Origin of the sequence: Pseudomonas sp. Xaverov 83, from assembly GCF_019352905.1 — a bacterium.
In the GTDB taxonomy this organism is placed as follows: domain Bacteria; phylum Pseudomonadota; class Gammaproteobacteria; order Pseudomonadales; family Pseudomonadaceae; genus Aquipseudomonas; species Aquipseudomonas yamanorum.
This window is the reverse complement of record NZ_JAAAFU010000030.1, coordinates 1-10513: the sequence shown is the minus strand read 5'-3', so window position 1 is coordinate 10513 and position 10513 is coordinate 1. Positions and strand designations below refer to the sequence as shown.

Genomic DNA, 10513 nt, shown 5'->3' with positions numbered 1-10513 from the left:
GGGTTAGCCGCGCTGGGCCAAGGATGGCCCATCGCGGCGGCCCACGGTCCAAAGCCGGAGTGAGGGCACAACGAGCCTAAGCGAGGTGCCGAGTGGTGGGGCAAGAGCGTTTTGCTTACTTTTGCGCTGTTCAAAAGTGAGCCGCTGTAAGAGCGGAACCCATATCAGCCGTTACCTAAATAATGGATATACACACCCCACCCCCCGCCAAAAAAAGAAGCTTTTATGACAAAAGTTCGGTAGCCCCCGGTGCCCCCAGTCTTGGCTATGTAACGCGCTCGACACCGCCAAACAGGCGATGCCAGAAGCGCAAGCAGGATGCCAGGAGTGGGGCGAATGGGAACTATGGAACGTTACTCGAAAGTCGGCATGCAGGAGCTCGACCAGCGCCTGTCAAAGATCGTCGAAGCCGCGCGCAAAAAACCGGTCTCGGTCTACCGCTATGGCGCACCGTGGGTATGGATCGTCTCCCAGGACGACTGGCAAGGCGCCCTCAAGGAAGTCTCCAGCTACATCCCCGCAGGCCATTCATTGGTATTGCTACGTCCGCAGATCGACGAAATCCTCGACCACCACCGCGACCTGCTCCAGCCCGAACCCGGCACCCAGATCGCCCCGCAAACCATCTTGCAGATCCTGCTGCTGCAACTCCTGTACGCGGTCCCCAACGAACAGCAACTGCATGAACAACTCAACTACAACCTGCTGTTCCGCTGGTTCGTCGGCCTCGACCTCAATCAGAAAGTCTGGAGCATCAACCTCCTGCAACGCGACATCGCCACGTTCCTGAATAACCCGCAGGCGGTGCAGTTGATCCAGAAAATCATCGGTGAAGTGTTCTGTGGCGCCTTGCTGCACATGCCGGAGTTCTCCCTGAACTTCACCCTGCTGCACACCTGGCTCGCCCGGCACGGCAACACCTCGATATCCAGCAATTGAACAGGCCAAACGCCGGGCAAACGGCGACGGCAATCATTCTTAGTAGACCAGGGGGCGGTGTGGAGCATCTGTTCAAATCAACGCTGGCGCTGTGCTGGCTGACGCTGGGTGCACTGGCGCAACCGGCGCAGGCCGAAGGCGAGCCTCCGGCACGGCTGGTGGACGTCAACGAGTACTTCGTGCGCGGCAACACCGTGCTCGATGCCCGCGCCATCGAAGAGGCGGTGTACCCGTTCCTCGGCCCGCAAAAAACCCTCGCCGACATCGAAGGCGCCCGGGACGCCCTGCAGAAGATCTATCAGGAACGCGGCTACCAGTCGGTGTTCGTCGAACTGCCGGAGCAGAAGGTCGATGACGGTATCGTCTACCTGCAAGTCAGCGAAACCAAGGTCGGCCGCGTCCGCGTGGTCGGCGCCAAGCACTATTCGCCGGTAGAAATCCGCGACGAAGTGCCGGGCCTGAAGGAGGGCGCCGTCCCGGATTTCACCCGCGTGCAAACCCAACTGGCCGGCCTCAATCGCAGCGCCGGGCGGCAGGTCACGCCGCTGGTCCGCGAAGGCCAGCGCCCCGGCACCATGGACGTCGACCTGCAGGTGGAAGACCAGAACCCCTGGCACGCCAGCCTCGGTCTGAACAACGACTACAGCGCCGACACCAAGGAACTGCGCAGCGTTGCCACCCTGGGTTACGACAACCTCTGGCAACTGGGCCACAGCATTTCCCTGACTTACTTCACCGCGCCCCAGGACAGCGACAACGCCAAGGTCTGGTCGGGCGCCTACACCGCGCCGCTGACTGATCGCTGGAGCCTGCAGTTCTCCGGTTATCAGTCCGACAGCAACATCGCCACCATCGGCGGCAGCAACGTGTTGGGCAAGGGCCATTCCTACGGCGTGTCGGCGATCTACAGCCTGCCGGCCAGTGGCAATTGGGCCAATTCGTTCTCCGTCGGGGTCGACTTCAAGGACTTCGAGGAGCAGATGAAGTTTGGCGGCAGCACGGACGATATCCCGCTGAAGTACGCACCGCTGACCTTCGGCTACAACGGCTACCGCTACACCGAGCAGTCGCAATTGGGGCTGGGCTTGAGCCTGGTGGTGGGTACACGCGCGTTCCTCGGCTACGGCAGCGACGCCGAGGAGTTCCAGTACAAGCGCGACAAGGCCAGCCCGAGTTTTGCGGTGCTCAAGGGCGACCTGAATTACACCTACACCTTCGGCAACGACTGGCAATCGGCGTCCAAGGCCGGCTTCCAGTTGGCCTCGGGGCCGCTGGTGTCCAACGAGCAATATTCCGCCGGTGGCGCCACGTCGGTACGCGGTTATCTCGCCGCCGAGCGCACCGGCGATGAAGGCTACCTGCTCTCCCAGGAGCTGCGTACGCCTTCGCTGGCCAAGTTCCTCGGCAGTTACGTGCAGGACTGGCGCTTCTACGCGTTTGCCGAAGGCGCGCGCCTGCGCCTGCATGACCCGCTGCCCGAGCAGGAAGACGAATACAGCCTGGCCAGTGTCGGCCTCGGCACCCGCGCCAGTTTGAGCAAGTGGTTGTCCGGCAGCCTGGATTGGGGCTACCCGCTGCTCGACGGCCCAAACACCCAGAAACAGGACTCGCGACTGCACTTCAGTGTGCAGGCGACTTTCTGACCCCTTTTTTCGGAGACTCCTGACATGCAACGCCTATTTCTGAGCCTGTTGATCTGCCTGGGCTTCGCGCTTCCGGCCACCGCCCACGCCTGGTGGCAGGACGATTGGCACTACCGTAAACAGATCACAGTGGACACCACCTCCCAGGGCGCAGCCATCAGCCAGGCCCTGGGCCGTACCGCGTTGCTGGTGCGCCTGCACACCGGCAACTTCACCTTTGACGGGGTCAAGGACGACGGCGCCGACCTGCGCTTTGTCAGCGCCGATGACAAGACCGTGTTCAATCACCAGATCGAAAGTTTCGACCCGCTGATGGGCATGGCGCTGATCTGGGTCGATGTGCCCAAGGTCGAAGGCGGCCAGCGCCAGGACCTGTGGATGTACTACGGCAACCAGAAGGCTTCGGCCACTGCCAACGGCCAACTGACTTTCGACCCGAATTACACCGCGCTCTATCACTTCGACGGCGCCAACGGCACGCCGCCCCGGGACACCACGGCCTATGGCAACACTGCCGTGAACGCCACTGGTGCGAGCATCGACGGGGTTATCGGCCGTGCGCTGCAGTTCAGTGGCCAGCCGTTGCTGTTGCCCGCTAGTCCGTCGCTGCAACACGCCGCGGGCGGTGCATTTACCTTCAGTGCCTGGCTGCGCCTGGACCAGGCCGGCGGCGAGCAATTGGTCATGGCCCGTCGCGAGGGCGCTCACAGCTTGTTGCTGGGCTTGAACCAGGGCATGCCGTTTATTGAAACCGACGGCCAGCGCGCAGTCTCGACCCAGCCTCTGAACCCGGGCCAATGGCAGCACCTGGCGTTCACCGCCGAGGGCGACAAGGTCTCGCTGTACGTCAACGGCCGTGAGACTGCGACCCTCGCAGTGGCGATGCCGGCGTTCAATTCGCAACTGGCGATCGGTGCCGATTTGCCGGAAGCCACCGGCGGTCACCTGCCGTTTACCGGAGCCATGGACGAGCTGCGCCTGTCCAAGGTCGCGCGCCCGGCAGCGCTGTTGCTGGCCGATGCCACCGCCCAGGGCGCCGAGTCGAAACTGGTGACTTATGGTGTGGATGAAGAACAGTCGGGCTTCGGCTTTGGCAGCCTGGGTTTCCTGCTCAAGGCGGTGCCGGTGGACGCCTGGGTGATCATCCTGGTGCTGGTGGGGATGATGTTCCAGTCGTGGTTCATCATGATTCGCAAGAACCGCCAGGTCAGCCGCGTGAGTGCCGCCAACGATCTCTTCCGCGAGGAGTTCGCGCAGATCGGTACGCGCCTGGAGATGTACTACGACGACGCGTTGCTGGCCGAGCGCCTGACCCATTCCTCGCTGTGGCGCCTGTACCGGGTCGCGGTCAAGGAAATTCGCACCCGCCGGGCCCAGGGCGCCGACACTTCGTCGGTCTCGGCAGCCACCATCGAAGCCATTCGTTGCTCCATGGACGGCGTGCGCACCCGGGAAAACCAGCAACTCGGCGCCAAGTTGTCGACCCTGTCCAACGCCATCGCCGGTGGCCCGTATATCGGCCTGCTCGGCACCGTGCTGGGGATCATGGTGGTGTTCCTCGGCACGGCGATGGCCGGTGACGTGAACATCAACGCCATCGCTCCGGGCATGGCGGCGGCCCTGCTGGCCACGGCCATGGGCCTGTTTGTCGCGATCCCGGCGCTGTTTGGCTACAACCGCCTGATTACCCGCAACAAGGAAGTCAGCGCCGACATGCGCGTGTTCGTCGACGAGTTCATCACCCGCCTGGCGGAGATGCACGGCGAGAGCCAGCACAGTGAAGCGGCGCACCGTCGCGACCACCACGCCCACGTCCCGGCCTGAGGAGAATCAGCATGGCTTCCGTGAATGCCTCCCACGACGATGACGATGACGCACCCGTCGACAGCATCAACATCACGCCCCTGGTGGACGTGCTGATGGTGGTGTTGGTGATGTTTATCCTCACCGCCACCGCCCAGGTCTCGGGGATCCAGATCCACCTGCCCAAGGCCAGTGCTTCGGTGTCGCTGTCCGAGGCCAAGACCAAGGCGATCTCGGTGAACGATGGCGGCCAGGTGTTTCTCGACGCTTACCCGGTGACCTTGCCGGAGCTGGAGGAACGCCTGCGCATCGAGAAAGCGCTGAACCCGGACTTCCCGGTAATCGTGCGCGGCGACGCCATGGTGCAGTACCAGAAGGTCATCGAAGTGCTCGACCTGCTGCGTCGCCTGGAGCTGTCCCAGGTCGGGCTGGTCACCGGCAAACCGAGCCAGGGCTGAGCCATGACCGCACAGATGCCGATCACGCCGACGCCGCTGAAGAACAAGCCGCCGTTACGCCCGCTGAAGTGGGGCATTGGCCTGCTGCTGGGGGCCGTGGCTGCCTGGTTTCTCTGGCAATGGGCCAATGACATGAGTGGCGTGCGCCGTGAAGCGCCCAAGGTGCCGACGATTATTCCGCTGCCGCCACCGCCGCCACCGCCGCCGGAAAAACCCAAGGAACCGGAGCCCGAGGTGCAGGAGAAAGTCCCCGAGCCGGAGCCCACGCCAACCCCGGATGAGGTCAAGCCTGAGGAAGAAGCACCGCCTTCACCGGCGGACGACCTGGCCAACCCGATGCAGATCGACGGCGACGCGCAGTCCGGCAATGACGGTTTCAACATCGGTGCCGGCAAAGGCGGCGGCATGGCCGGTTCTGGCGGTGGCGGCCTGGGGACCGGGACGTTCAAGCAGTACCTGGCCGGTGTCTTTCAGCGCCTGCTGCGGGAAGACCCGGAGTTGCGCAAGAAGGCCTACACGGTGCAGGCCGACCTGTGGCTGAGCGCAGACGGCGAGGTGACCCGCGTGGAGCTGGCCAAGTCCAGCGGCGACACCGAGACCGACGCTCAGGTGCTGGCCGCATTGCGCGCCACACCGCGCCTGAAGGAACGCACACCCGCGTCATTGACCCTGCCGGTACGCCTGTCCCTCAAGGGCCGGCGCCCGGATTGATCGAACCCTTTTTTGCAGTTTTCTACAGGAGTTGTGTGCAGATGATTTCCCACGTGAATCGATTGACCCTGGCGGTCGGCATGGTCATCGCGACCCTGGTCGGCCAGGCGACGGCAGCCACGGCAGCGCCTTCGGAAAACGCCACGATCAACCTGATCCGCCTGCTGGTGCAGCAAGGTGTGCTCAAGCAGGAACAGGCCGACGGACTGATCGCCCAGGCTGAAAAAGAAGCCCAGCAGGCACGCCAGGCCAGCACCGCCACAGCAGTAGCGGCAGGTCCAACTGCGGCCCCCGGCGATGTGCGGGTGCAGTACGTGCCGGCAGCGGTGCGCGACCAGATTCGCGACCAGGTCAAGGCCGAGGTCATGGCCACCGCCAAGCAGGAAAACTGGGCCCAGCCCAACACCTTTCCGGACTGGGTCTCGCGCATCAGCTTCGACGGCGACATCCGCCTGCGGGATGAGTCGCGCTATTTCTCGGGCAACAACAGCAACGAAATCGTCGATTACGCCAAGCTCAATCAAAACGGGCCCTACGACGTCAACAAGAACACCAACACCCAACTGCCGCCGTTGCTCAACACCCGCGAAGACCGCGAGAACCTGTTCCGCCTGCGCGCCCGCCTGGGCATGAAGGCCGTGATCTCGCCGGAATGGACCGCCGGCATTCGCCTCGGCACCGGCAACGACAACAACCCGGTGTCCACCACCCAAACGTTGGGCGGCGGCTTTGGCAAGAAGGACATCTGGCTCGACCAGGGTTACCTCACCTGGAAAACCACCGACTACATGACCCTGACCGCCGGGCGCTTCGCCAACCCGTTTTATTCCACCGACATGATGTATTCCGGCGACCTCAACTTCGACGGTGTGGCGGCGATCTTCAACCACAAGCTCAACAGCGACTGGGGCCTGTTCGGCACCCTCGGCGCATTCCCGGTGGAGTACAGCCCCGACACGGCCACCACCAACGGTTTCGACAAGGACGAGAGTGAAAACAAATGGATGTTCGGCGGGCAGATCGGCGCCGACTGGAAGATCAACCGCAGCAACAGCCTGAAAGGCTCGATGGCCTACTACCACTTCGGTGACATCCAGGGCGAACGCTCCAGCCCTTGCTCGCCGTGGGCCGGCCAGCCGGCGTGCGACACCGACGGCACGCGCCTGGCTTTCATGCAGAAGGGCAACAGCGTATTCCTGCTGCGGGACATCGCCCCCAACCCGGCGACACCGGGCCTGACCCCGCAACCGCAATTCGTCGGCCTGGCGTCCAAGTTCAATGTGCTGGACCTGAACCTGGCGTGGGACAGCGAGCTGCCGGAAGACCTCAAGCTGCGCAGCCAGACCAACTTCATTCACAACCTGGCCTACGACAAGGGCGAGATGCTCAAGCGCAGCGAAGGCCAGATCGTCAACAACCTCAACAGCGACGGCCAGTTTGAAAGCGGCGGCAACGCATTGCTGGTGCAGTTCACCCTCGGCAGTGCGCTGGAGATGCGCAGGAAGGGCGACTGGAACGTGCTGGCCGGCTACAAATACATCCAGCCGGATGCCTTGCCGGACGGCTTCAACGACTCCTCCTTCCACCTCGGCGGCACCAACGCCAAGGGCTATTTCATCGGTGCCAACTACGGCCTCGACAAGAACATCTACGCCAGCGCCCGTTGGCTCAGTGCCTCCGAAGTGTATGGCGCGCCGTTTGAAGTGGATGTCATGCAACTGGAACTCAACACGCGCTTCTGATGCGCCGGAGAAAGCTCATGAACACGCGATTTTGCGGCCTGCTTTTGCTGCTCGTCACCACCGGCGCTTCGGCTGAAGGCATGGAGGAGCGCCTGCGCACCCAACTGCGCAGCACTACCCAGCAGTTGCAGGCGCTGCAAAGCGAGCAGGCCCAGGCCAGTGCCGCGCGTATCGCCGCCGAAACCCAGGCCAAGCAGGCTCAGGCGCAGATCAAGCAACTGACCGCCGAGCTGGAAAAGTCCCGGGGCGTGGCTGAGCAACTGGTCGGCCAGCAACAGAACCTGCACAGCCAGGCCCAGGCTCAGGTGGCCGCCAGCAATGAACAGGTGGGCAAGTTCAAGAAAGCCTATGAAGATTTGCTGGTGATCGCCCGGGGCAAAGAAACCGAGCGGGCGCGCTTGCAGGCGCAACTTACGGAACGTGACACACAAGTGCAGCAATGTTCAGCCAAGAATCAACAGATGTACGGCGTGGCCCAGCAATTGCTGAGCGCCTATGAAAAAATCGACGTGGCCGACGTGATGAGCATCCGCCAACCGTTCGCCAGCAGCACCCGGGTCAAGTTCGAGGAACTCGCCCAGGGTTTTGGTGATGGTCTATACCTTAATCGGTTCGATGCTCCACAGACCGTCACTAATCATTGATCAACAAGGAAGAGACCACTATGAGCGACGTACAACTGATCACCAGCGTGACCCCGCATGCCTTGACCGAGCTGCTGCAGGAAGCCGGCTACCGGGTCAACCACACCGAGCAGAACGGTATCGTGCAATTGCTCAGCGCCAGCCAGGGCATTGGCTTTGCCGTGCGTTTCGGCAACCCGGCGGCAGAGCAGGGCAGCTACGTGGACTTCACCTACAGCTGCGCGTTGCGGGTGCAGGGCGAGTTGCCCGAGGGTTTGGCCCAGGTCTGGAACGCTTCCCGGCGTTTTGCCCGCTTGTCGTTGCAGGGTGAGTTCCTGCTGATGGAGATGGATGTGGTGGCCGCCGGCGTGGGCGCCCCGTACCTGCGCAACCAGCTGGAACTGTGGGACCGGCTGCTGCAGGAATTCATCGTCTACCTGCGTGAATACAGCCAGCAGGCCGCCCAGCTTCAGGCCCAGGCCGACGCCGCGCCTGCTGTCGATGCCCGTGAAGAGGCGCCTGCCCTGTGAAGAAACCAACCCTGGTGGTCGGCGCCGGCGCCCTGGTGGTGCTGGCGGTCGCGGTGGGGTTGAGCCTGCGACCGGGCAGTGACCCGGTCGCAGCCCAGCAGCCGGCGCCGGTGGCCGTGAAGGACAGGCCGGCGGTGGCGCGCCTGGGCAACCAGCAGATCGACCTCACCGAGCTCAAGTCGGTGCTGGCTGCCTTGCCGGTTGAAACCCGCGAGCAACTGCGTGGCAACCGTGGCGCCCTGGAAACCTGGCTGCGTTCACGCCTGGCGCAAAAGGCCGTGCTTGAACAGGCCGATGCCCAGGGCTGGCGCCAGCGCCCGGAAGTGGAGCAGCAAACCCGCGCCGCCGCCGAACAGATCGTGTTTCGCGACTACATGCTGTCGGTCAGCCAGGTGCCGGCGGATTACCCCAGCGCCGCCGAAATGCAGCAAGCCTATGACAGCGGCAAGGCGCAATGGGTGACACCGCCGTTGTACCAGGTAAGCCAGATTTTCCTGGCCGTGACCGACCCCCAAGCCGTCGACACCGTACGCCGTCAAGCGCAGGAATTAAGCCGCAAGGCGCAAGCCTCGCCAGGCGAGTTTGCCGCGTTGGCCAGCCAATATTCCCAGGACCCCGACAGCGCCCGGCGCGGTGGCGATTCCGGGATGCAGCCATTGCAGCAACTGGTGCCCGAAATGCGCAGTGTGGTGGCGCGACTCAAGACGGGCGCGGTGTCCGAGCCGGTGCAAAGTGCCGCGGGTTTTCACGTGCTCAAGCTCACCGGGCAACAACCGGCGCGCACCGCCACGCTGGATGAACTGCGGGGCCGCCTGACCGAAGCCCTGCGTGCGCAACGCCAGGAGCAAATCGCCAAGGCCTACCTGGAAGGCATGCTGAATACCGCCACCTTGAGCATCGACGGTGCCGAGCTGAACAAGGTGCTCGAGTAAAAAACGTCTCACTGCATTGGATGCACAGTACCCACAAGACAGGGAGTCTCCCATGGTATTTCTTGACCCGGCTGTACCCCACGGCACCACGCCCTATCGCGGGCTGACAGAGTCCCGCGAGGCCTGGCTGGCCGTGGCGGCCACCATCGAACCCGAGGTGGCGCAATATTTCCTGATCAGCGCGCGCTGTGGGTGTTTCATGCAGGCGGCTCGCAGCCTCAATATCAAGGCCACGCAATTGCGCAAGCGCCTGGCGCAACTGGAAGAGCAGCTGCGGCGTTCGCTGTTCAGCTATCAGGGCAATGTCCTGACCCTGAGTCGTGAAGGGCAGCAGCTGCAGGCGCAACTGATTGCCCTGTCCCATGAGCGACGCTTGCCGGTACTGGAGCAACCGTTGATTCGCCTGGCGGTTGCCGAGTCGATCCTGCATGACATTCTGGGGCGCGACCTGATTGCGCTGCTGCGGCGCAATGCGAGTGTGCGGTTGGAGATTATTTCCATCGACAGCGAGTTGGGGTTGCAGGCGTTGGATGCGGATGTGGTGGTGTGGTTGTCGGGGATGGATTCGCCGGGGGCCGGGCCGAGCTTTGCCATTGATGCGCCTGAGGTGTTGGCGCGGCTGGATTATTCGCCGCATATTGCCAAGCGGTATTCGCGGTTGGCGGTGCGGCCCGACAGCATTGAAGATCTCGCGGATTACATGCTGGTGCAGTGGCAGCCGGACCGGCAGGTGGAAGCGTTGCGGCCCTGGAACAGTCTGGTGGAGCAGCGGTTGGCGGGGGTGGTGCAGGTGCAGGCCTATCCGTTGATGCTGGAGATGATTCGGTGCAGCGCGTGTATTGGGTTGTTGCCGCGGTATATGAGTTGTTTTGATCGTGGGTTGACGGCGTTGGATGGGGTGTTTCTGGCGGGGATGCAGCGGCAGGTTTGGATGGGGGTGAGTGCTGAGGTGCGGCATCCGCAGGAGGTGGGGTGGGTGGTGGAGATGATTCGGAATACGTTTCTTGAGCGGGGGGAGTGGTTTGATTGATTGAGTACATATCCGTTTCTTCGGTAACGGCTGCTTATGGTTTCGCTCTTACAGCGACTCACTTTGGAAAAGCCGGAATGCCGGCCCAGCCCAAAGTAAGCA

The 10513-nt window shown here is 63.0% G+C and carries 9 protein-coding genes and 2 pseudogenes; 10 read left to right on the top strand and 1 reads right to left on the bottom strand.

The window, feature by feature from the left end:
• Window positions 1-345: 345 nt before the first annotated feature.
• From K0H47_RS12905 to K0H47_RS31415, 9 genes and pseudogenes are all read left to right on the top strand, one after another.
• On the top strand, window positions 346-939 hold the full coding sequence (locus K0H47_RS12905; RefSeq protein WP_219272841.1) for a transposase: 594 nt from the start codon (window positions 346-348) through the stop codon (window positions 937-939).
• A gap of 59 nt (window positions 940-998) precedes the next feature.
• Window positions 999-2582, top strand: a complete 1584-nt coding sequence (locus K0H47_RS12900) for a ShlB/FhaC/HecB family hemolysin secretion/activation protein (protein ID WP_219272840.1) — start codon at window positions 999-1001, stop codon at window positions 2580-2582.
• Window positions 2583-2606: 24 nt separating this feature from the next.
• Window positions 2607-4406, top strand: coding sequence for a DUF2341 domain-containing protein (locus tag K0H47_RS12895; RefSeq protein WP_219272838.1), 1800 nt, complete (start codon window positions 2607-2609; stop codon window positions 4404-4406).
• Between the two features lie 11 nt (window positions 4407-4417).
• Window positions 4418-4843, top strand: a complete 426-nt coding sequence (locus K0H47_RS12890) for a biopolymer transporter ExbD (protein ID WP_003211540.1) — start codon at window positions 4418-4420, stop codon at window positions 4841-4843.
• A gap of 3 nt (window positions 4844-4846) precedes the next feature.
• Window positions 4847-5554 carry an energy transducer TonB gene (locus K0H47_RS12885; protein ID WP_219272837.1) on the top strand — a complete coding sequence of 236 codons (708 nt, stop codon included), beginning with the start codon at window positions 4847-4849 and terminating at the stop codon, window positions 5552-5554.
• A gap of 41 nt (window positions 5555-5595) precedes the next feature.
• Window positions 5596-7296: a putative porin gene (locus tag K0H47_RS12880; RefSeq protein ID WP_201142595.1), complete on the top strand. Its 1701-nt coding sequence runs from the start codon at window positions 5596-5598 to the stop codon at window positions 7294-7296.
• Window positions 7297-7313: 17 nt separating this feature from the next.
• The gene (locus K0H47_RS12875; protein ID WP_219272835.1) at window positions 7314-7940 is read left to right on the top strand and encodes a coiled-coil domain-containing protein 22; all 627 of its coding nucleotides are present in this window, start codon (window positions 7314-7316) and stop codon (window positions 7938-7940) included.
• A 20-nt stretch (window positions 7941-7960) separates the two neighbouring features.
• The gene (locus tag K0H47_RS12870; RefSeq protein ID WP_063029175.1) at window positions 7961-8449 is read left to right on the top strand and encodes a YbjN domain-containing protein; all 489 of its coding nucleotides are present in this window, start codon (window positions 7961-7963) and stop codon (window positions 8447-8449) included.
• Window positions 8450-8823: 374 nt separating this feature from the next.
• A pseudogene (locus K0H47_RS31415) lies at window positions 8824-9243 on the top strand (peptidylprolyl isomerase); the annotation flags it as partial.
• Here the strand turns inward: K0H47_RS31415 and K0H47_RS31410 are convergent.
• Window positions 9172-9435 (bottom strand): annotated as a pseudogene (locus K0H47_RS31410) (hypothetical protein); the annotation flags it as partial. The pseudogenes K0H47_RS31415 and K0H47_RS31410 sit on opposite strands and share 72 nt — an antisense overlap.
• On the opposite strand from K0H47_RS31410, the gene K0H47_RS12860 reads away from it, so the two are divergent.
• Window positions 9434-10411: a LysR family transcriptional regulator gene (locus tag K0H47_RS12860; RefSeq protein WP_219272831.1), complete on the top strand. Its 978-nt coding sequence runs from the start codon at window positions 9434-9436 to the stop codon at window positions 10409-10411. The pseudogene K0H47_RS31410 and the gene K0H47_RS12860 sit on opposite strands and share 2 nt — an antisense overlap.
• The last annotated feature ends 102 nt before the right edge of the window (window positions 10412-10513 follow it).

Bases quoted from the DNA above. Each gene is read 5' to 3' on its own strand.
- K0H47_RS12875 (WP_219272835.1), top strand. From the start codon at position 7,314: ATGAACACGCGATTTTGCGGCCTGCTTTTGCTGCTCGTCACCACCGGC.
- K0H47_RS12895 (WP_219272838.1), top strand. From the start codon at position 2,607: ATGCAACGCCTATTTCTGAGCCTGTTGATCTGCCTGGGCTTCGCGCTT.
- K0H47_RS12870 (WP_063029175.1), top strand. From the start codon at position 7,961: ATGAGCGACGTACAACTGATCACCAGCGTGACCCCGCATGCCTTGACC.
- K0H47_RS12880 (WP_201142595.1), top strand. From the start codon at position 5,596: ATGATTTCCCACGTGAATCGATTGACCCTGGCGGTCGGCATGGTCATC.
- K0H47_RS12860 (WP_219272831.1), top strand. From the start codon at position 9,434: ATGGTATTTCTTGACCCGGCTGTACCCCACGGCACCACGCCCTATCGC.
- K0H47_RS12890 (WP_003211540.1), top strand. From the start codon at position 4,418: ATGGCTTCCGTGAATGCCTCCCACGACGATGACGATGACGCACCCGTC.
- K0H47_RS12885 (WP_219272837.1), top strand. From the start codon at position 4,847: ATGACCGCACAGATGCCGATCACGCCGACGCCGCTGAAGAACAAGCCG.
- K0H47_RS12905 (WP_219272841.1), top strand. From the start codon at position 346: ATGGAACGTTACTCGAAAGTCGGCATGCAGGAGCTCGACCAGCGCCTG.